The sequence below is a fragment of the Rhizobium sp. No.120 genome (assembly GCF_054558365.1).
Window position 1 is genome coordinate 129,646 of record NZ_BAAJNQ010000001.1, and the last position, 19,869, is coordinate 149,514.

16 protein-coding genes are annotated in these 19,869 nt (G+C 60.3%); 10 read left to right on the forward strand and 6 right to left on the reverse strand.

The genetic code is table 11. From position 1 onward, the window contains the following. Window positions 1-62: 62 nt before the first annotated feature. Both ACYJRZ_RS00645 and ACYJRZ_RS00650 read right to left on the reverse strand, forming a co-directional pair. The gene (locus ACYJRZ_RS00645; protein WP_459455111.1) at window positions 63-785 is read right to left on the reverse strand and encodes a GntR family transcriptional regulator; all 723 of its coding nucleotides are present in this window, start codon (window positions 783-785) and stop codon (window positions 63-65) included. Between the two features lie 81 nt (window positions 786-866). Beyond that, window positions 867-1,814 (reverse strand): DMT family transporter, encoded by a 948-nt coding sequence (locus ACYJRZ_RS00650; protein ID WP_459455112.1) that lies wholly within the window; start codon window positions 1,812-1,814, stop codon window positions 867-869. Between the two features lie 139 nt (window positions 1,815-1,953). Here ACYJRZ_RS00650 and ACYJRZ_RS00655 point away from each other — a divergent pair, with 139 nt between their 5' ends. Further along, window positions 1,954-2,715, forward strand: a complete 762-nt coding sequence (locus ACYJRZ_RS00655; RefSeq protein ID WP_459455113.1) for an AraC family transcriptional regulator — start codon at window positions 1,954-1,956, stop codon at window positions 2,713-2,715. A 2-nt stretch (window positions 2,716-2,717) separates the two neighbouring features. Here ACYJRZ_RS00655 and ACYJRZ_RS00660 read toward each other — a convergent pair whose 3' ends face one another. Next, the gene (locus ACYJRZ_RS00660) at window positions 2,718-3,602 is read right to left on the reverse strand and encodes a sigma-70 family RNA polymerase sigma factor (protein WP_459455114.1); all 885 of its coding nucleotides are present in this window, start codon (window positions 3,600-3,602) and stop codon (window positions 2,718-2,720) included. A 133-nt stretch (window positions 3,603-3,735) separates the two neighbouring features. Here ACYJRZ_RS00660 and ACYJRZ_RS00665 point away from each other — a divergent pair, with 133 nt between their 5' ends. After that, entirely contained in the window at window positions 3,736-4,194 is a 459-nt protein-coding gene (locus ACYJRZ_RS00665) for a carboxymuconolactone decarboxylase family protein (RefSeq protein WP_459455115.1), read from the forward strand. A gap of 55 nt (window positions 4,195-4,249) precedes the next feature. On the opposite strand, the gene ACYJRZ_RS00670 is transcribed toward ACYJRZ_RS00665, so the two are convergent. Then, window positions 4,250-5,161: a LysR family transcriptional regulator gene (locus ACYJRZ_RS00670; RefSeq protein ID WP_069611754.1), complete on the reverse strand. Its 912-nt coding sequence runs from the start codon at window positions 5,159-5,161 to the stop codon at window positions 4,250-4,252. 234 nt (window positions 5,162-5,395) lie between these two features. Between ACYJRZ_RS00670 and ACYJRZ_RS00675 the strand changes: the two genes are divergently transcribed. From ACYJRZ_RS00675 to ACYJRZ_RS00700, 6 genes are all read left to right on the forward strand, one after another. Further along, window positions 5,396-6,208: an alpha/beta hydrolase fold domain-containing protein gene (locus ACYJRZ_RS00675; protein ID WP_106998673.1), complete on the forward strand. Its 813-nt coding sequence runs from the start codon at window positions 5,396-5,398 to the stop codon at window positions 6,206-6,208. A 170-nt stretch (window positions 6,209-6,378) separates the two neighbouring features. After that, window positions 6,379-7,569: an efflux RND transporter periplasmic adaptor subunit gene (locus tag ACYJRZ_RS00680; protein WP_459455116.1), complete on the forward strand. Its 1,191-nt coding sequence runs from the start codon at window positions 6,379-6,381 to the stop codon at window positions 7,567-7,569. Between the two features lie 120 nt (window positions 7,570-7,689). Then, window positions 7,690-10,887 carry an efflux RND transporter permease subunit gene (locus ACYJRZ_RS00685; RefSeq protein WP_459455117.1) on the forward strand — a complete coding sequence of 1,066 codons (3,198 nt, stop codon included), beginning with the start codon at window positions 7,690-7,692 and terminating at the stop codon, window positions 10,885-10,887. 326 nt (window positions 10,888-11,213) lie between these two features. Continuing rightward, window positions 11,214-12,098 (forward strand): NAD(P)-dependent oxidoreductase, encoded by an 885-nt coding sequence (locus tag ACYJRZ_RS00690; RefSeq protein ID WP_459455118.1) that lies wholly within the window; start codon window positions 11,214-11,216, stop codon window positions 12,096-12,098. Between the two features lie 7 nt (window positions 12,099-12,105). After that, entirely contained in the window at window positions 12,106-13,890 is a 1,785-nt protein-coding gene (locus tag ACYJRZ_RS00695; protein WP_459456888.1) for an IlvD/Edd family dehydratase, read from the forward strand. Window positions 13,891-14,034: 144 nt separating this feature from the next. Continuing rightward, entirely contained in the window at window positions 14,035-15,804 is a 1,770-nt protein-coding gene (locus ACYJRZ_RS00700; RefSeq protein WP_459455119.1) for a bifunctional diguanylate cyclase/phosphodiesterase, read from the forward strand. 26 nt (window positions 15,805-15,830) lie between these two features. Here ACYJRZ_RS00700 and ACYJRZ_RS00705 read toward each other — a convergent pair whose 3' ends face one another. Then, entirely contained in the window at window positions 15,831-16,853 is a 1,023-nt protein-coding gene (locus ACYJRZ_RS00705) for a YeiH family protein (RefSeq protein WP_459455120.1), read from the reverse strand. 116 nt (window positions 16,854-16,969) lie between these two features. Between ACYJRZ_RS00705 and ACYJRZ_RS00710 the strand changes: the two genes are divergently transcribed. Beyond that, window positions 16,970-17,851: a LysR substrate-binding domain-containing protein gene (locus tag ACYJRZ_RS00710; RefSeq protein ID WP_459455121.1), complete on the forward strand. Its 882-nt coding sequence runs from the start codon at window positions 16,970-16,972 to the stop codon at window positions 17,849-17,851. 15 nt (window positions 17,852-17,866) lie between these two features. On the opposite strand, the gene ACYJRZ_RS00715 is transcribed toward ACYJRZ_RS00710, so the two are convergent. Beyond that, window positions 17,867-18,676: a DeoR/GlpR family DNA-binding transcription regulator gene (locus tag ACYJRZ_RS00715; protein ID WP_459455122.1), complete on the reverse strand. Its 810-nt coding sequence runs from the start codon at window positions 18,674-18,676 to the stop codon at window positions 17,867-17,869. A gap of 311 nt (window positions 18,677-18,987) precedes the next feature. Between ACYJRZ_RS00715 and ACYJRZ_RS00720 the strand changes: the two genes are divergently transcribed. Further along, window positions 18,988-19,866, forward strand: a complete 879-nt coding sequence (locus ACYJRZ_RS00720) for a phosphotransferase (RefSeq protein ID WP_459455123.1) — start codon at window positions 18,988-18,990, stop codon at window positions 19,864-19,866. The last annotated feature ends 3 nt before the right edge of the window (window positions 19,867-19,869 follow it).

The following is a 19,869-nucleotide window of genomic DNA, read 5'->3' on the forward strand; positions in this document are numbered from 1 at the left end:
TGATCATTTGATCACAAAATACTTTAAGGTTCAACCAAATTCCTTGGTCTCTTTCTGAAGAACTAGCGGCGGCCGGAGCTCGAGCCCTTGCGGGGCTCGTCCTGCGTGGCCGGGCAATAATCCCGCAGGATTTCGTGGGTGCGCCTGATATCCGCGACGACGCCGTCGCGAGCTGCGGCGAAGTCTCCCGCCTTCAACGCCCTGACGATGGCGACATGTTCGCCGGCGGGATCGAGTTCGCCGCTGCGCATCAAAGGCTCTACCGATGCGGAGAGCATGCGCATATAAGGGCCGAAACGCAGCCACAGCGTCTCAATGAGCTGGAGCAGCACCTCGGAGCCGGAGGCGCGATAGATGGTAAAATGGAATTGCTGGTTCTTGGCCATCAGGTCGTAAACATTGGCTGCGCGGCCGATGACATGCTGCTCCCCGGCGATGCGATCGAGTGCTTCAATGTCTGTGGAGGTGAGGTTGGGCATGCCGAGCTCCGCGGCCAAACCCTCTACGGCGATGCGGGCGCGGCATAGATCGTCCAAGCGGGCGAGCGTGACGATCGGGATGCGGGCCGAGCCGTTGGCTGCGACCTCAAGCGCATTTTCGGCCGCCAGACGGCGCAGCGCCTCGCGCACGGGCATATTGCTGGTTCCGAAGGTTTCTGCGAGCGAGGCAATGGTCAGCGTCTGGCCGGGATCGAAATTGCCGGCCATAAGCGCATTTCGCAGCTGCTGATAGACGCTCTCCTGGATCGTCGTTCTGGAGGACACCGGTTCCAGGGCTATGCGCACGCTTGTTTCCTCTCCGCTTCTCGAGACTCGTTCATGGTAGAACGAAGGGCGGGAGAAAGGAAAGGGCTCTCGGAGCGGCCGTCAGGCTTCCTCGGTTTCCCAGCGTTCATCATCGGCCAGATCATTCTTCGCTCGAGGCTTGTGTAAGCCGAGCCCAACACCGATGAGGGCGAGGGCGCCGCCGATGGCGTGGTAGGAATGCAGCTGTTCTCCAAGCAACGCCCAGGCCAGTGCTGCAACGATGATCGGCAGGAGATTGATCAGCAAGGACGTCCGGCCAGCTCCGAGCCTCTGAATGCCGATCATCCAGCAGAGCGGCGCGAGGAGAGAGGTCGGGATCGCGGCATAGAGGATCAGCGGCAGGTTGGCTGTTGTGATCGGCGAGATATTGTCCATCAGGAAAATCGGGATCAGCAACAGGGTCGAAAAGCCGATCTGCCAGAAAAGCTGCTGCCACATGGGAATCGGCATCGCCCAGCGTCTCAGCATGACCCCATAGAGCGCATTTGAGAGAACGGCGATGATCATCAGCCCATCGCCGATATGAAAGCCACCATTCACAAGGCGCATCGGATCACCCTGCGATGTCAAATAGACGAGCCCGATCAATGAAAGGACGCCGCCCATAAGGCTTGTCGCAGTCAGCTTTTCAGAGGCCAGGAGGCTTGCGAAAAACGTCGACAGCAACGGCATCAGCGCAACAATGACGCCCATGTTGATGGCGGAGGTGGTCTTGGCTGCCTCATAGGCGAGGCTCTGGTAGATCACCATGCCAAGAGCTCCGAGAATAGCGAGTTTCAGCCAGTGCTGCCGTAGTAGGGAACGATTGTGCCATGCCGCGCGGCCGACAAAGGGCAGAAGCACGAGAAAGGCCAACAGCCAGCGGTAGAAGGAAATCGAGCCTGGCGAAATCACGCCTGCGGATGCCTTGGTGACGACGGTGTTGCCGGACCAGATCAGCACCGTCAGCAAGGGCGCAAGGCCGGCCGCGCTGACGATGGATGCGGAAGCGTTCGGCTGGGTGCTCATGTGAATAGTCTCTCGTCGTCTAGTGGTTTGGGGCGAAACGAAGGAGGGCGGATTGGGTTCGCCATCCCGAAGCTTGTCTACCGCTTGTCCGAATTTTGGTATATAACGAGATTAAGACAAGCGGTAGTGAAATGAGGACATGTCCAGCAGGCCTCCACGCATAGAAGGCGATCCGCCGAACCCGGTTTCCTTTCGAACCGAGAATTATAGGGCGGGTACAGTTTTCCCCAAAAAGAGCCAGCCCTGGGGTGAGCTCAATTATGCGATTACCGGCGTTTGCGAGTTCGATATCGAAGGCATGCGCTATCTCTCGCCGCCACATTACGCCATCTGGCTGCCGCCGCAGACGATGCACGGCGCCGCGATCCAGCACGATCTACGCTATGTGACCGTCTATATCGAACGCGCCCTTTGCGCTGAGCTACCCGACACGCCGTCGACGCTAAGCATCAGTCCGCTGCTTAAGGCAATCCTGGCGGATTTCGCTGCGCGGGACGTTACGGTGCCGGAAACGGCTTCGGACTTACGGCTTGCACAGGTTCTTGTCGATCAGATTCGCCTGGCACCACGCTGCGAGAGTTATCTGCCGCTTTCCGACGATCCACTGCTCGGTCCAGTCCTGAGCGCATTACAAGCCGACCCCGGCGACCGGCATTCCCTAGCGGAATGGGCGCGCCGGATGGGGACGACCGAGCGTACGCTGTCGCGCCGGTGCCAGGAGGATCTAGGCCTCTCCTTCAAGGAGTGGCGGCAGCGATTGAAGCTCGTCGCGGCGCTTTCGCTGATCGAAGCCGGCGAGCCTGTGCAGCGCATTGCAACGCAGTTGGGTTACAGCAATGCATCGGCCTTCATCGCCATGTTCCGCAGGCTGACTGGCACAAGCCCGAGCCAGATGCGCTAATTTCAGGTTTCAATTAAAACGATCTCCAGCTTGCGCAGCTCTTCCGGATCGGCCATCGCGTCGATGACGTTAATCTTGCCATCCGCATTGAAGGCGCAACGAAGGGCGATGTGCAGCTGTCCGTCGATGACGACGATGGCACCGACCGCGCCGTTGATGACCGCGAGCCGAGCTCCCCGCGCACGGCCTTGGAAGGTCTTCGCGACATCCACGCGTCCGTGGATTTCGCCTGTCGTGCCCATGCGGGCGGCAACGGCATCCGGCCGGAAGATGGCTTGGGGATCGAGGACGGCGAGCAGCGCCTGCAGGTCGCCGTCACGCGAAGCGGCGAAGAAGGCGTCGATCACATGGCGCTGACGGGTGAGATCGGCCTCCGTCGTTGACGGCGTATCCTGCACGCGGCGGCGGGCACGGCTCGCAAGCTGGCGTGTCGCGACCGTCGTGCGTCCCAGAATCGGGGCGATATCGTCGAAAGAGACGTCGAACATATCGTGCAGGACGAAGGCAAGCCGTTCGGCCGGGTTCAGTTTTTCCAATACGACCAGAAGAGCGAGGCCGACGGAGTCCGCCAGCAAGGCATCTTGTTCCGGGTCGGTGCCGTTGCCAGCCTCATGCACCACCATCGGTTCGGGAATGTGAATGGTCAGCGGCTCCTCGCGCCGGGATTTGCGTGACCGCAGCAGATCGAGACAGATGCGTGCTGTCACCGTCGTCAGCCAGCCGCTGAGATTTTCAATCTCCGAGGTATCGCTGCGGATAAGGCGCAGCCATGTCTCCTGCATTGCATCTTCGGCCTCCGTACGCGAGCCGAGCATGCGGTAGGCGACGGCGCGCAGATGCGGCCGGTTCGCTTCGAATTTCTCCGCCTGCCACTTTTTTTCGTCCATCGGTCACATCTCCTCGTCCTCATCCGTCAAACCCATGACGAACGAAATCCGGCCGGTGTGACATCGGATCGGCGGGAAAGTGCATCGTCGGAAGATGAGCCGCAACAGGCTCTGACAAATAGAGGAAAGAATTATGCAAGCTCGTATGAAGAACCCTGTCCTCGTCCTGCCCGAAACGCTGCAGGCGCTTCTGGCCGTCAGCAATTCGATTAAGGATCGTGGCCTTTCGGAAAACACCATGGATCTCGTGCATCTGCGTGTCAGCCAGATCAACGGCTGCAGCGTCTGCACCGACATGGGCTTTCGCAAGCTGGAGAAGGCGGGCGAGGCGATGGCGCGCATTGTCGGCGTCTCTGCCTGGCGGGAAATGCCTTACTTTTCCGATGCCGAGCGCGCCGCTTTGGCACTTGGGGAAGCCGTCACCCGCCTTGCTGACCGCCCGGATGCTGTCACCGACGAGATCTGGAACGAAGCAGCAAAACACTACGATGAAAAGGCACTCTCTGCCCTCATCGTTGCGATTGCGATCGACAATGTCTGGAATCGCTTGAACTCGACAGTCCGCCAGCAGGCGGGAGCCTCCTGGAATTGATTGTTCGCAATCGGCACCACCTTCCTCCCACATGGAGAAGAAGGTGGTTTGTTTCTCAAGCTTCGCCGACCCGTGAGCTTGTCAGCAGCTTCGCCAGCCAATCGACGAAAACGCGCACCTTGTTGCTCAGGTGCCGGTTTGGCGGATAGACGATGTGCATGGGTAGCGTCGGCCTTGTCCAATTGGAAAGGACAGGCACAAGCTCACCTTTGGCAAGAGCATCACGCGCCATGAAGCTCGGCACCTGCGCAATGCCTAGGCCCATAAGTGCCGCCTGAACGTAGCTGCGACTGTCGTTCACCGAAAGGATATAGCGCGGGCTGATTTCCAGCGACTCATTGCCTCGTTCGAACATGAAAGGAATCGTCCGGCCGGTTTGCGCGCGGAAATAGCTGACCGCATAGTGGCTGGTCTCCAGATCTTCCGGCCGTTCCGGCATCCCATGCTTCTCGATATAAAGAGGGGCCGCACAGGTGATGAGGTGGATCTCGCCGACGCGGCGGGCGATCAGCGATTGGTCGCTCGGCATGCCGGCGCGCAGTGCGCAATCGACGTTTTCGGCGAGATAGTCGACCAGCCGATCGCCGACGCCGAGATCGATGTGGATGTCGGGATAGCGCTGATGGAAATCGCAAAGCGCCGGCATGACGATCTTCTCGGCGAAGGCGCCTGCCATTTCCACGCGCAGGCGGCCGCTCGGCAGGCTCTGCGAATTGCTGATGCTGCCATCCAGCTCCTCAATTTCGGAGAGGATCTGAATGGCGCGCTCGTAGTACAATGCGCCATCGGTCGTCACCATGACGCGCCGTGTCGTGCGATTCAGAAGTTTTGCGTGCAGATGTGCCTCAAGCGACTGGATGAGCGTCGTCACCGTCGCCTTCGGCATGGAGAGGGCTGCTGCGGCGCGGGTAAAGTTACCCGTCTCCACCACGCGCGCGAATGCCCGCATTGCTGACAACTGGTCCATTTCATGATGCCCTTCGGCCGTAAAAGAAAGAGGCCGATTGTTTGTTATCCTGAATAGTCTTATCGAATGTAGGCTACTTATTCTAAGAGCGGAATAACAATATGTTGTTTCGTAAGTTGTTGCAATGCGGCATGGGGGCGCCAAAGACCGCATTTCGAGAATATGGTCGCAAAGCGTAGTAAACCGCTTTTTGGATTGGGACATATTCGCTCGAGCAGACAGGGATTTGGGTCGATGAGTGCGCCGTGGAAAGATGTTGTGCTGGAAAACGTGCCTACGGGGCCGGTGGCAGCTCGGATCTACAACGGTGATGGTTTGAAGAAAGCGGCGCCGCTGGTGCTTTATCTGCACGGGGGAGCCTTTCTCGATACCGACCACGCGACCAACAGACCGGTGGCGGCAAGCCTTGCCGAGGCCGGCGCCATCGTGGTTGCAGCGGATTATACCAGCTGCAATCAAAATGCTTTTCCGAAGGTGCTGGAATGCGCCTACGGGCTTCTCGCCTATCTCAGCAACAAGCGGAACATGCTTGCGCTGGGCGGGGCGAAAAAATCGCTGCTATTTGTCGCCGGAGAGGAATCGGGTGGCAATGTTGCAGCGGGTGTCGCTTTAAAGGCGCGCGATCAGATACCCGGTTCGTTGGACGGACAGGTGCTGATATCGCCTTTGCTTGATCCCTTCATGGGGTCGAAATCTTTCCTCCAGGCGGAGGAAAGCGGCATGCGCGAGCGCTGGACGGAGGGTTGGAACCGGTACCTGGGTTTCCTGGGCGGTGTCTGCCACCCCTATGCAGCGCCTCGATACTGTTCGCGGCTTTCGGGCCTCGCGCCGGCATTGGTGCTCACGGCCGAGGACGACCCGCTCCGCGACGAGAGCATGGAATACGGCAGTCGGCTGAAAGCGGCTGGCGTCCGTGTTCGCCAGCAAGTCCTCCCCGCCGGGACAGGCTGGCCCACCCTCTATGGCGGGCAGTCGAAGGACAGGCCTTCATGGCAGCAGGATATCTGTTGTTGTTTCAAGGGGTTTGTCGAAGACGTGCAGGCTTGATCGACTAGGAGATCCCGTCCGCGAGGGATGAGCGCGGATTGGATTAATGTCGAAGGCATGAGACCGGAGCGATGGTCACGCGGATGCGCGGTGCTTCGGCCCCTGATTTTATTGAGACGATAGGAATTTGCGGTCCCGTATCCCAAGACGGGGCCAAAGGAGAGACTGACATGAAGTCCAACGATAAGCGCTGGGCCCTGTGGGGCGCCGGCATGGGTGTTGCTGCGGCTGTTGCGGGTGCGGCCTTCTATCTGGAGCTGCCGCGCGGTGCCCAGGCGACCGAGGCCGCAAGCCAGGCTGCGAAGCCGGCGATCCCCGTTACGGTTGCCGCTGTCGAGCAGCGCGACGTAACCTCCTGGCAGGAATTTTCCGGCCGGCTCGAAGCCATCGACCGGGTTGAAATCCGGCCGCGTGTTGCCGGTGCAATCCAGTCCGTGCATTTCCGCGAAGGCGCCTTGGTCAAGCAGGGCGACCTGCTTGTCACGATCGATCCCGCACCCTATGAGGCGGCCGTCGCCCAGGCTCAGGCTCAGGTCGGAGCGGCAAAAGCCAAGCTCGATCTCGCCAAGGTCGAAGTCGATCGCGGCCGGAAGCTCTTCGACAATAAGACGATTTCGCAGAGCGACATGGATACCCGCACCAGCAACGCTGCCGAGGCAGAGGCCAATTTGAAGGCGGCGCAAGCGGCCCTTCAGACCGCGCAGCTGAACCTCGACTATACGCAGGTTCGCGCTCCCATCGCCGGCCGCGTCGGCAAGATTGCCGTCACCGTCGGCAATCTCGTGGCCGCCGGTTCTTCTTCGCCGGCACTCACGACGCTCGTTTCGGTCGATCCGATCTATGCGAGCTTTAGCGCCAACGAACAGACCGTCACCCAGGCTCTGGCCGAACTGCCTACCAACAATGGCGTATCTCCGCCGGTCGAGCAGATCCCGGTTCAGATTGGCACGGCAGGCGACAACGGCACACCGATCAAGGGCAAATTGCAGCTGATCGACAACGAAGTCGATGCGGCGAGTGGCACCGTCAGCGTTCGCGCCGTATTCGATAATCCGGGCGGTCGTCTCATCCCAGGCCAGTTCGTGCGGGTCCGCATGGGGCAGCCGAAGGCCGAGAACAAGGTCGTCATCGACGACCGGGCAGTCGGCACCGACCAGGACAAGAAGTTCGTCTTCGTCGTGGATGGCGAGAACAAGGTCAATTACCGGCAGGTCCAGCTCGGGTCGCTGTCCGACGGCCAGCGAGTGATCGAGGGCGGCCTGAAAGCCGGCGAAAAGATCGTCGTCAACGGGCTGCAGCGTATCCGTCCCGGTGCAGTCGTCGCACCGCAGTTGGCGGAGAAGGTCGCGACCGCTCAGTAAGACTTCGCCTTCTGCCCGTGGGCAGAAGGCCGACATTCCGAAATCACATGATCCGCCGGCGGCTCTCAAATCGTCGGATAGGAATTTTGCATCCGTTCTTACCCCAGAGGGGGCTTTGATATGAACATCTCAAGATTCTTTGTCGACCGTCCGGTCTTTGCCGGTGTTCTTTCGGTCCTCATCGTGGTCGCCGGCCTGATCGGTCTTAGAGCGCTGCCGATCTCCGAATATCCGGAGGTCGTGCCTCCCTCGATTGTCGTGCACGCCACCTATCCCGGCGCCAACCCGACCGTCATCGCCGAAACGGTGGCGACGCCGCTCGAAGAGCAGATCAATGGCGTCGAGGGCATGCTCTACATGTCCAGCCAGGCGACATCAGACGGCGCTCTCAACGTGACGGTCACCTTCAAGCTCGGCACTGATCCGGACAAGGCGCAGCAGCTCGTGCAGAACCGCGTTTCGCAGGCCGAGCCGCGCCTGCCCGCGGAAGTCCGTGCCCTCGGCATTACGACCATCAAGAGCTCGCCCAACTTCATCGTGGTCGTAAATCTCGTCTCGGACGGAGCCGACCACGACATCACTTATCTGCGAAACTATGCGACCCTGAATATCAAGGATCGACTTGCTCGGATCGAAGGCGTGGGGCAGGTGCAGGTCTTCGGCGCCGGCGACTATTCCATGCGCGTATGGATCGATCCGCAGAAGGCCGCCGAGCATAATCTTGCGGCCAGCGACATCAGCAATGCAATCAGCTCCCAGAACGTCCAGGCTGCGGCTGGCATCATCGGTGCCTCACCCAGCCGGCCGGGCGTGGATCTGCAGCTTAACGTCAATGCCCAGGGCCGCCTGCGCACACCTGAGGAGTTCGGCAACATCATCGTCAAGACGGGCGCCAATGGCGAAATCACCCGCCTTCGCGACGTCGCCCGCGTCGAGCTCGGCGCGGAAGACTATACGCTGCGTTCGCTGCTCGACGGCAAGCCGGCCGTCGCGGTCGCCGTTCTCCAGGCGCCTGGTTCGAACGCCATCGAGATCGCGAACAACGTGCGCTCGACCATGGACGTGCTGCAGCAGGCCATGCCTGCGGGCGTTAAGTACGAGATCGTCTACGACACGACAAAATTCGTCCGCGCCTCGATCGAAAAGGTGATCGACACACTGCTCGAAGCCATCGCACTCGTCGTCCTCGTCGTCATCCTGTTCCTGCAGACATGGCGTGCCTCGATCATCCCGCTGATTGCCGTTCCCGTGTCGATCATCGGCACCTTTGCGGTGATGTATGTCTTCGGCTTCTCGATCAACGCGCTTAGTCTGTTCGGCCTGGTGCTGGCGATCGGTATCGTCGTGGACGACGCGATCGTGGTGGTCGAGAACGTCGAACGCAATATCGAGAACGGGCTCAATCCGCGAGACGCCACCTACAAGGCCATGAAGGAAGTCTCCGGTCCGATCATCGCGATCGCGCTGGTCCTCGTCGCGGTCTTTGTGCCTCTCGCCTTCATCTCCGGCCTGTCCGGCCAGTTCTACCGCCAGTTCGCGCTGACGATCGCCATCTCGACCGTCATCTCGGCCTTCAACTCGCTCACCCTGTCTCCGGCACTGGCATCCCTGCTCCTGAAGGGTCATCATGCGCCGAAGGATGGATTGACGCGGATCATGGACGCGGTCTTCGGCTGGTTCTTCCGCGGCTTCAACCGGGCGTTCGGAGCCGGTTCGAAATACTACGGCAAGGGTGTCGGCGGCCTGCTGTCGCGCAAGAGCATCGTCATGGTGGTCTATCTCGCACTGGTGGGAGCGACCTATAGCCTGTTTACAACTGTTCCCGGCGGTTTCGTGCCATCGCAGGACAAGCAGTATCTGATCGGCTTCGCACAGTTGCCGGATGCCGCAAGCCTCGACCGTACGGAAGACGTGATTAAGCGCATGACGGACATTGCGCTGAAGCAGCCGGGCGTCGCCAATGCGATCGCCTTCCCGGGCCTGTCGATCAACGGCTTCACCAATTCCTCGAATGCCGGTATCGTTTTCGTGACGCTGAAGGACTTCGACGAGCGCAAGACGCCGGATCTTTCGGGCGGGGCGATCGCCATGGCACTGAACCAGAAGTTCGGCGCCATCCAGGATGCCTTCATCGCCATGTTCCCGCCGCCGCCGGTCAACGGTCTCGGTACGACAGGCGGCTTCAAGCTGCAGATCGAAGATCGCGCCGGTCTTGGCAACCATGCGCTCGACCAGGCGGCCAAGGCGGTGATCGGCAAAGCCTACCAGACACCAGAACTCACCGGCATCTTCTCGAGCTTCCAGATCAACGTGCCGCAGCTCTTTGCCGATCTCGACCGCGCCAAGGCCGAGCAGCTCGGAGTCTCCGTTACCGATGTCTTTCAGACGCTGCAGATCTATCTCGGTTCGCTCTATGTGAACGACTTCAACGCCTTCGGCCGCACCTACAGCGTCCGCGTGCAGGCTGATGCCAAGTTCCGCGCTCAGCCGGAAGATATCGGCCAGTTGAAGGTTCGTTCGGCATCGGGCCAGATGATCCCGCTTTCAGCCCTGCTGAAGGTGGATGCCACGACCGGTCCGGAGCGCACGAACCGTTATAACGGCTTCCTGGCAGCTGACATCAATGGTGGCCCAGCGCCCGGTTTCTCGTCGGGCCAGGCGCAGGCGGCGATCGAGAAGATCCTGCACGAGACGTTGCCCCCAGGCATCGACTTCGAATGGACTGATTTGACCTATCAGCAGATCCTGGCCGGCAATTCCAGCGTCGTCGTCTTCCCGCTGGCGCTGCTCCTGGTCTTCCTCGTGCTGGCCGCCCAATACGAGAGCCTGACCTTGCCGCTCGCCATTGTCATGATCGTGCCGATGGGCGTCTTGGCGGCGCTGACCGGCGTCTGGCTCACGGGTGGAGACAACAACATCTTCACCCAGATCGGCCTGGTGGTGCTTGTCGGTCTATCGGCAAAGAACGCGATCCTGATCGTGGAATTCGCCCGCGAGCTGGAATTCGAGGGCCGCACGCCGGTTCAGGCTGCGATCGAGGCCAGCCGCCTGCGTTTGCGTCCGATCCTGATGACCTCCATGGCCTTCATCATGGGTGTCGTGCCGCTGGTCACCTCGACCGGTGCCGGTTCCGAAATGCGTGCGGCCATGGGTATCGCGGTGTTCTCGGGCATGATTGGCGTCACCTTCTTCGGCATCTTCATGACGCCGGTCTTCTACGTGCTGATCCGCAGGCTGACGGGCAACCGTCCGCTCAAGCAGCATCACCACAACGACAACGAACATTCGGCGGAGGTACTCCCGATCGCCGCCGAATAGGGGCCGTGCCGAGACTAAACTCCAGTACTCGACATGCCGGGCGGGGCCGAAAGGTCCCGCTTTTTCTATATTTATATTTTCGTCCTAGCTAATTTACCCTTATTTCGAAGAATTTGCTGCGTAGTCCGCTGATTTCCTTTGCATGATGGCACCAGAGGTTTATCAAGCTTTTGGAAGAGTTGATTGACGTACATCGGGCGTGGAGGCGCTCGTGGAATTTGGGAGCTGAGGCACCGCAGCCGGAAGACTGTCGCCGCATTCGCACGACGAAAAGGCTCCGTTATTCTGTTTCGGTGTCCGATGCGTACCAATTCGGAGGATAGTTTATGCAAGGCAGGAAGATCGCTTTTCTCGGAACGGGATTGATGGGCGCGCCGATGGCGCGCCGGCTGCTTGCCGCCGGTTTTGCCGTAACCGTCTGGAATCGCGACCGGAGCAAGGCCGAGCCTCTGGCTGCCGATGGCGCGACTGTCGCCGATACTGCAGTCGAGGCTGCGAGGGGAGTGTCCATTCTTTTCACAATGCTGACGAATGGTGGCGCCGTTGGCGAAGTCCTGTTCGGCAGTGGTGTCGCCGATGTGCTGGAGGTTGGGACGATCGTAATCGACAACAGCTCGATATCGCCAGCCGTTGCCCGCGAACACGCCTTCAAACTCGCCGAACGCGGCATCAGGCATATCGATGCGCCGGTCTCCGGTGGTGTGGTCGGGGCGGCTGCGGGAACGCTGGCGATCATGGCCGGCGGCGATGCCGCGGTCATCGATAGTGTTCGTGATGTCATGGCGCCGCTGGGACGCGTGACCCGTGTCGGCCCCAGCGGGACGGGACAGCTTGCAAAGCTCGGAAATCAACAGATCGTTGCCGTGACCATCGGTGCCGTCGCGGAAGCGATGCTGCTTGTGGAGGCCGGCGGCGGTTCGCGCGAGGCGTTTCGGGATGCCATTCGCGGCGGCTTTGCCGAAAGCCGGATTCTGGAACTGCACGGCCAGCGTATGGTCGAGCGCAACTTCGAGCCGGGCGGCACCGCCCGCAATCAATTGAAGGATCTCGATACGGCGCTGGCGGCTGCGCAGAATCTGTCGCTTCACCTGCCGCTGACCGAGGCCGTCCGTGCCGAGTTTGCTGAATTCGTCGAGAATGGCGGCGGCGAGCAGGATCACAGTGGTTTGCTGCAGCATCTGGAAGACAAGAATGCCCGAGGAAAGGCTTGAGGAAGAGATGAGTGATAAGGGTGCATCCAAGCGTCGTCTGCGTTCGCAGGACTGGTTCGACAATCCCGATCATATCGACATGACGGCGCTCTATCTCGAGCGTTTCATGAATTACGGCATCACGCCGGAGGAGTTGCGCTCCGGCAAGCCGATCATCGGCATTGCCCAGAGCGGCAGCGATCTTACGCCCTGCAATCGTCATCACCTCGATCTTGCCAAGCGTGTCCGCGATGGTATTCGCGATGCAGGCGGCATTCCGATCGAGTTTCCGACACATCCGATCTTCGAGAACTGCAAGCGCCCGACGGCAGCGCTCGACCGTAATCTCGCCTATCTCGGTCTCGTCGAAGTGCTCTATGGTTATCCGCTTGATGGCGTCGTGCTGACGACCGGTTGCGACAAGACTACGCCGTCGGCGCTGATGGCGGCTTCGACCGTCAATATTCCGGCGATCGTTCTTTCCGGTGGCCCGATGCTCGATGGCTGGCATGAGGGCGAGCTTGCCGGCTCCGGCACGGTGATCTGGCGCTCCCGCCGCAAGCTAGCGGCGGGCGAGATCGACGAGGAAGAGTTTATGGAGGCATCGCTCGCCTCTGCGCCCTCGATCGGTCATTGCAACACCATGGGAACAGCCTCGACCATGAATGCCATGGCGGAAGCGCTCGGCATGTCGCTGACGGGCTGTGCCGCCATTCCCGGCGCCTATCGCGAGCGCGGCCAGATGGCCTATCGCACCGGTCGGCGGGCGGTGGAGCTGGTGCTGGAGGATATCAAGCCTTCGGACGTGCTAACGCGCGAGGCCTTCCTCAATGCCATCCGCGTCAATTCCGCCATTGGCGGCTCGACCAATGCACAGCCGCATCTTGCCGCCATGGCCAAGCATGCCGGTGTCGAGCTTTATCCTGACGACTGGCAGGTGCATGGTTTCGACATTCCACTGCTCGCCAATGTGCAGCCGGCAGGAGCCTATCTCGGCGAGCGCTTCCATCGCGCCGGCGGTGTTCCGGCTGTCATGTGGGAGTTGTTGCAGGCCGGCAAGCTCGATGGCAGCTGTCCGACGGTTACGGGCCGAACGATGGCTGAGAATCTGAAGGGCCGCGAGGCGAGCGATCGTGATGTCATCCGTCCTTTCGCCGAGCCGCTGAAGGAGCGCGCCGGCTTCCTGGTCCTCAAGGGCAATCTCTTCGACTTCGCCATCATGAAGATGAGCGTCGTGTCGGAAGAGTTCCGCAGTCGCTACCTGCGGGAGCCGGGCCATGAGGGCGTATTCGCGGGGCGGGCCGTCGTCTTCGACGGATCGGAGGATTATCACAAGCGCATCAACGATCCTGATCTCGGTATCGACGAAAAGACCATTCTCGTCATTCGCGGTGCCGGGCCGATCGGCTGGCCCGGATCGGCCGAAGTCGTCAACATGCAGCCGCCCGATGCGCTCTTGAAGCGGGGTATCCGCAGCCTGCCGACGATCGGCGACGGACGTCAATCGGGTACCGCCGACAGCCCTTCGATTCTCAACGCTTCGCCGGAAAGTGCGGCCGGCGGCGGTCTCGCCTGGCTCAGGACCGGCGACATCGTCCGCATCGATTTCAATCAAGGGCGCTGCGACATGCTGGTGGATGAGGCGGAGATTGCGCGCCGCAAGGGCGATGGCATTCCGCCGGTGCCGCCGGATGCGACGCCGTGGCAGCGCATCTATCGTCGTTCGGTCACGCAGCTTTCCGATGGAGCGGTGCTCGAAGGGGCCGCCGATTTCCGCGACATCGCCGCCAATCCGCCGCGGCATAATCATTGACGGGGTATGGCGGCGGTAGGGATTGAAGCGCTGCTGTTAATTTGGGTAGCTTGCGCAGCCATTAAAGTTCGCGAAAGGGAGTAGTGCGACTATCATTGGCTGCGGTTGGCTAGTCTCTTCAGTTTCCGAAGGGGGTGGAGCTCTTTGGCAGAGACGACATCAGGGCGAAGCGAAGAAGAGTTCCAGGACCTTTTGAGAAGGCTGGAGCTGGCGCTGGAGGCGTCTCAAATCGGCGTTTGGCAGCATAATGTCAACGAGCAGGAACTGCTCTGGGACCAGCAGATGCACAGGCTCTACGGGACCGGGCTCCAAGAGCGCAGGGTTTCCTCCGAGGTCTGGATGAACGCGTTGCATCCGGAGGATGTCGAAAGGGCCATCCAAGACTTCGATGCAGCGTTGGCGACGAAGGGTTTCTACAATTCCCAGTTCCGGATCATCCTGCCGGGGGGCGAGGTACGCTATCTGCGTTCGCGCGCGCATTACTATGAGGATGCCGAGGGGGCGCCTTCCTTCATCGGCGCGGAATGGGACGTCACTGCCGACGTGCTGCTCAATCGTGAATTGTCGGATCAAAAGGCTATTGCCGAAGCGCGCGCCGTCGCGTTGGAGCACAGTCGCGCGCGAATAGAGCATGCCGCCGATCACGATTATCTCACGGGTCTTCCGAACCGCCGCTATTTCGACCGGCGTCTGGCCGAGCTGCGCAAAGATACCTCGATCGAAACCTTGGCGATACTTCATATCGATCTCGATGGGTTCAAGGAGATCAATGACAAATGGGGCCATGCGGCCGGTGATGCTACGCTGCAAAGCGCTGCAGCCCGCATTTCCGGTGCGATCACCGCCAATGACATCGTTGCCCGCATCGGGGGTGACGAGTTCGTTGCCGTGCTGGTCAATATCGGCAGTATTGAACGGATCCAGGCGATTGCCGACGATATTTTATCGCGCTTACGTCGGGAAGTTCGTTTCGGCAACGAGATGCTGCGGATTGGCGCATCCATCGGCGTGGCGGTCGGTCAGACGAGCGGCACCGGCAATCTTCTTGCTGCATCCGATGTTGCCCTCTTTCAGGCCAAGAAACTCGGCCGAAACCGGGTGGAGTTTTTCACGCCGCAACTCCAGTCCGATCTGCATGCGGAACGCCGTCTGGCCGACGAGCTGCGATTGGCGCCGATGCTGCGGCAGATCGAGCCCTTCTATCAGATTCAAGTGAATGCGCAGACCCGCCGCATCGTCGGACTGGAGGCACTGGCGCGCTGGCGCCACCCGGTAAGGGGATTGCTTATGCCAGTCGCCTTCCTCAAGGTCGCCGACGAATATGGGGTCACGGCGGAGATCGACGCGGCCGTGTTGAAGCGGGCGCTGGCGGATCGGGACGCCTGGGTTTCTCGGGGGCTTTCGCCGCCTCGCATTGCCGTCAATATCTCCGGCCGTCGCCTTGCCGATCCAGACCTGATCGATGGATTGCGTGCGCTCAGAATACCGCGCGGCACTATCGCCTTCGAGCTGGTGGAGACCATCTTTCTGGACGAGCCGGACGAGGTGGTGCTTGCCAATATCTCTGCTATCAAGGCGATGGGGATCGATATCGAGATCGATGATTTCGGCTCGGGTCATGCTTCATTGATCGGGCTCGTCAAGCTGAAGCCGAAGCGGTTGAAGATAGATCGGCAACTGGTGACCGCCGTAACGGTATCCGAAGAGCAGCGGCGCCTTGTCGGCTCGATCGTTGAAATCGCACGCGCTTTGAATGTCGAGGTGGTCGCCGAAGGGGTCGAGACCGAGGATCACGCGCGCGTTCTGGCTGAGGTCGGCTGCGACGAACTTCAGGGCTATGCCATCGGCTATCCTTCTTGTGAAAGCGAGACTGCGGCTTTGCTGAAATCAGCCGAAGCATCGAGGCCGAGCTGATGCTTGGCCGGTGGTTGCATCCTGTGCTACTGAATCTGCAGGGCCGCGATCAGACCGTAGCTAATTGCGCCAAGTGTCAAAAGCGATAGCGTCGCCGCAGAGATCACTCGGCCGCCGGCATGGGTGACCGCGCGGATGTTTACCGACAGGCCAAGAGCTGCCATGGCGATGACGGTCAGGACGCCGGAAACTGTTTGCATCGGTGTCACCAGCGCATCCGGAATAAGTCCGAACGAACGAAGCGCCGTCAGTCCAAGAAAGCCCCAGATGAACCAGGGAACAAGCGAATGGTGCTGGCCGCTGCCTCCGTCAGTTCCTGTGGCTTCGGCCTTGGTGATGATGCCGAGCAGAAAGATGACCGGGCCAAGCATCAGGACACGGACGAGCTTGACGAGTGTGCCGGTTTGCACGGCAAGCAGGCCGACAGGGGTGGTCGCCGCCAGCACCTGCGGTACAGCATAGACGGTCAGACCGGCGAGGGTTCCGTATTGCGGCACGCTCATGCCGAAGCGGAAATAGAAAAGCGGCAGCAGGAAGACGGCGGTAATGCCGAGCACGGCGGTGAAGGCCAGTGCGGCGGCGATCTCCTCGGAGTCAGCCTCGATCACTGGCGCCACTGCGACAATGGCGGAATTGCCGCAGATCGAGTTGCCGCAGGCGATCAAGGTCGCTAGCTTCGGCGGCAGGCCGAGCGCCCGGCCAATGAGATAGGTGGCGGCGATCGACAGCACAACGACGATGGCGATGCCGGCGATCAGCCAGACGCCGGCGCCGCGGATCGCCGAAAGGCTGATGGACCCGCCGAGAAGGACGATGGCGATTTCCAGAAGGAACTTGGCGCTGAAATCGATGCCGGGTTTCATGACCGGCTTCAACGGCTTGATGGTGCAGACGGCGATGCCGAGGGCAATGGCAAGCACTAGGCTTTCGATCCATCGGACGCCGAGGAGGCCCACCTCAAAATGCTCCGCAGCATAGGCCAGAAGGGCGACGGCGGCAGTGAGTGCGAGGCCGGGAAGGATGGTGCTTGCGCGTTGAGCAATGGACATGGCGTGCCGTCATTCGTTTGTTATGCTTTGGTGACGGCTAGAAAGTCTCATCTGTCGATGTCGACATCCATCGAATATTATCCTATATATCGTTCGATAAATTAGAATGATTTCCCATGACTTTCGAACAGCTCGCAATCTTCGTCGCCGTCGCCGAGCGAGAGCATCTGACTCATGCCGCAGAAGCCATCAACCTGACGCCTTCCGCCGTCAGCTCTGCGATCAAGAACCTTGAGGTCTATTACGGCGTGGAGCTGTTTCATCGCGTCGGTCGCCGGATCGAGCTGACGGAGACGGGACGATCCTTCCTCGGCGAAGCCAAGGCGACGCTCGCACGCGTACATTCGGCGGAACTGATGCTGTCCGAACTTGGCGGGTTGCAGCGCGGCAGGCTCAGTCTCTGCGCAAGCCAGACCATCGCTAGCTATTGGCTGCCGCCCTTGCTGATGCGGTTTCGTCGCGAATATCCCGGCATCGAGCTGGACCTTACGATCGGCAATACCCGTACCGTCACCGAGGCGGTTATCGACGGTGCGGCTGAACTGGGTTTTATTGAAGGTGAAGTGGATGCACCCGCGCTGTCGATGAAGATCGTTGCGCAGGATGCGCTTGTGATCGTCGTGCCGCCACACCATCCCTGGGCGGATGGGCGGCAGCTCACCGCCGCCGACTTCGTAAGCGGCACGTCCTGGGTGATGCGCGAGGAAGGATCGGGCACGCGTTCCGAATTCGAGAATGCGGTTGCTAGTCTCGGCGCTTCGCCGCGCGATCTCGACGTGACGCTGGTGCTGCCCTCGAATGAGGCAGTGCTCTCCGCAGTCTGCGCGGGGCAAAGCGCTGCCGCCATTTCGAGTGCTGCGGCCAAAGCCTATCTCGGGCAGGGATTGCTGGTTCAGGCGACGTTCGACCTCCCCGCCCGCAGCTTTCGGTTGCTGCGCCATAAGGAGCGCCATGCGAGCAAAGCTGCACAGATGCTGGAGGCAATGTGCAAGGGTTGAATACCCGCGAAACCGCTATCGCCGCTCATCCCGTTGCCGGTTGGCGATGACGAGTTCGATCTCGTTGCGCTCCAGCATGGCGCGAATGTCCGCTGGCGGTGGTTCGTCCGTGACCAGAACATCGAAGGCGGCCGGTTCGCTCAGAACGATCGGCGCGCTGCGGCCGAACTTGGCGCTGTCGGCGACGACGATGCGGTTTTCGGCGCGGCTGGCCGCCTCTTGTGAATATTCCGCTTCTTCAAGATCGTGCAGCATGAAGCCCGAGGCGGCATTGATAGCGCCGACGGAAAGGATGGCGTGGCGCACATTGAAACGGCGCAGGAAATTGGCCGCTTCCATACCGAAGGTGCCCCCGTCGTGACCGCGCAGTTCTCCCCCTGCAAAGAAGACGCGGTTGCCGTTGCGGGTGGCAAGCGCATGGGCAACCGCGACGGCATTGGTGACGACGAAGAGATTCTGATGTTTCTGCAGTGCGGCGGCGATGAAGGCGGTAGTCGAACCGACATCGAGGAAGAGCGCATCGCCATCCTCGATCATGGCGGCGACCGAGGCCGCGATCATGCGTTTGGCTTCGGCATTCTCGTTCATCCGCAGATGCAGTGGAGGCTCGATCATCGAGTCCTTGATATGGACTCCGCCATGCACCTTGGTCACAAGGCCGTTGGCTTCCAGGCTGCGGATATTGCGTCGGATGGTTTCTTCGGAAACGCCGAGCCGTTCGGCCAGGAACTGGATGCGGCTCGCGCCGCCGGCCAAGCGCAGCTCCTCCAGAATCTCGCGCTCGCGATGGTTGGAGTGCAGCGGTGGCTGGGATGTGCCCGGCATGGTTCCTGATCCTATTGAGGGTATTGATCCCAAACTTACTTGGCTTTCAACTGGCTTGTTCCGTTGCTGCCGGAGGCCTTAATGCTCGCAGCCTTTATCCGGTCGCTTCGTGCCTGAGTTTTTAAGACAAATCTCACCTACGGTGAAGCGTAGTCTTTAGGATATCCATAGCTCATCCGATTGAAGATGGCGTTCAAATTCCACAAAAAGCCAAATATTCGTTTCATTTTGTGGGTCGCTTCTTGACAGTCTTGGTTTTGTGAGGAACTTTTCAGATCGGAAAGATGCTCAGCAGCAGGACCGGAGGGGGAATGACTGCGACGGCGGAAGACAGGATACATTCTCTCAGCATTTGGCGCGGGCCGATCGACATCGAACCGCTTGTCGGCGGCATTACCAATCGCAACTATCTGGTCGGCAATGATGGTCGCCGCTTCGTCGTGCGGCTTGGATCGGACATTCCCGTTCATCACATCAGCCGCGCAAATGAGGTGGCGGCGAGTAGGGCTGCCCATGCCGCCGGTCTTTCGCCTGCTGTGATCCACCATGAGCCCGGCATACTGGTGCTGGACTATATCGACGCAAGGCCACTATCGGCCGATGATATAAGAAATCCTGCTATAATGAGCCGAGTCGTGCCGCTTGTCCGGTCCTGTCATCGGGATGTCGCCAGGTATTTTCGCGGACCGGCGGCGATCTTCTGGGTCTTTCATGTGGTCAGAGACTATGCAGCCGTTCTGGAGACGGGCGGCAGTCGCTACAAGCCGCGGCTGCATTCCTTTCTGGAGATCGCCGAGCGGCTCGAGCGCGAAGCCGGTCCTTTCGAGATTGCCTTCGGTCACAACGATCTGCTGGCGGCAAATTTCCTTGATGACGGCAGGCGGCTCTGGCTGATCGATTGGGATTATGCCGGTTTCAACACGCCGCTGTTCGATCTCGGCGGCCTTGCCTCCAACAATGAATTCTCCGAGGCGCAGGAGGAGGCGATGCTGGAGGCCTATTTCGAGGCTCCCGTCAGCGGCGATCTGCGCCAGCGTTATCAGGCGATGAAATGCGCCTCACTCCTGCGCGAGACGATGTGGAGCATGGTTTCGGAAATCCATTCCGACATCGAATTCGATTATTCTTCCTATACAGCTGAAAATCTCAGGCGCTTCGAGAGCGCCTGGCAGGATTTTCGCAATTCTTGAGGT

What these genes read in the sequence shown, in the direction of transcription:
- ACYJRZ_RS00720 (WP_459455123.1), top strand. Translation starts at nt 18,988, where the DNA reads ATGACTGCGACGGCGGAAGACAGGATACATTCTCTCAGCATTTGGCGC.
- ACYJRZ_RS00695 (WP_459456888.1), top strand. Translation starts at nt 12,106, where the DNA reads ATGAGTGATAAGGGTGCATCCAAGCGTCGTCTGCGTTCGCAGGACTGG.
- ACYJRZ_RS00685 (WP_459455117.1), top strand. Translation starts at nt 7,690, where the DNA reads ATGAACATCTCAAGATTCTTTGTCGACCGTCCGGTCTTTGCCGGTGTT.
- ACYJRZ_RS00675 (WP_106998673.1), top strand. Translation starts at nt 5,396, where the DNA reads ATGAGTGCGCCGTGGAAAGATGTTGTGCTGGAAAACGTGCCTACGGGG.
- ACYJRZ_RS00665 (WP_459455115.1), top strand. Translation starts at nt 3,736, where the DNA reads ATGCAAGCTCGTATGAAGAACCCTGTCCTCGTCCTGCCCGAAACGCTG.
- ACYJRZ_RS00655 (WP_459455113.1), top strand. Translation starts at nt 1,954, where the DNA reads ATGTCCAGCAGGCCTCCACGCATAGAAGGCGATCCGCCGAACCCGGTT.
- ACYJRZ_RS00710 (WP_459455121.1), top strand. Translation starts at nt 16,970, where the DNA reads ATGACTTTCGAACAGCTCGCAATCTTCGTCGCCGTCGCCGAGCGAGAG.
- ACYJRZ_RS00690 (WP_459455118.1), top strand. Translation starts at nt 11,214, where the DNA reads ATGCAAGGCAGGAAGATCGCTTTTCTCGGAACGGGATTGATGGGCGCG.
- ACYJRZ_RS00670 (WP_069611754.1), bottom strand. Translation starts at nt 5,161, where the DNA reads ATGGACCAGTTGTCAGCAATGCGGGCATTCGCGCGCGTGGTGGAGACG.
- ACYJRZ_RS00680 (WP_459455116.1), top strand. Translation starts at nt 6,379, where the DNA reads ATGAAGTCCAACGATAAGCGCTGGGCCCTGTGGGGCGCCGGCATGGGT.
- ACYJRZ_RS00650 (WP_459455112.1), bottom strand. Translation starts at nt 1,814, where the DNA reads ATGAGCACCCAGCCGAACGCTTCCGCATCCATCGTCAGCGCGGCCGGC.
- ACYJRZ_RS00705 (WP_459455120.1), bottom strand. Translation starts at nt 16,853, where the DNA reads ATGTCCATTGCTCAACGCGCAAGCACCATCCTTCCCGGCCTCGCACTC.
- ACYJRZ_RS00660 (WP_459455114.1), bottom strand. Translation starts at nt 3,602, where the DNA reads ATGGACGAAAAAAAGTGGCAGGCGGAGAAATTCGAAGCGAACCGGCCG.
- ACYJRZ_RS00715 (WP_459455122.1), bottom strand. Translation starts at nt 18,676, where the DNA reads ATGCCGGGCACATCCCAGCCACCGCTGCACTCCAACCATCGCGAGCGC.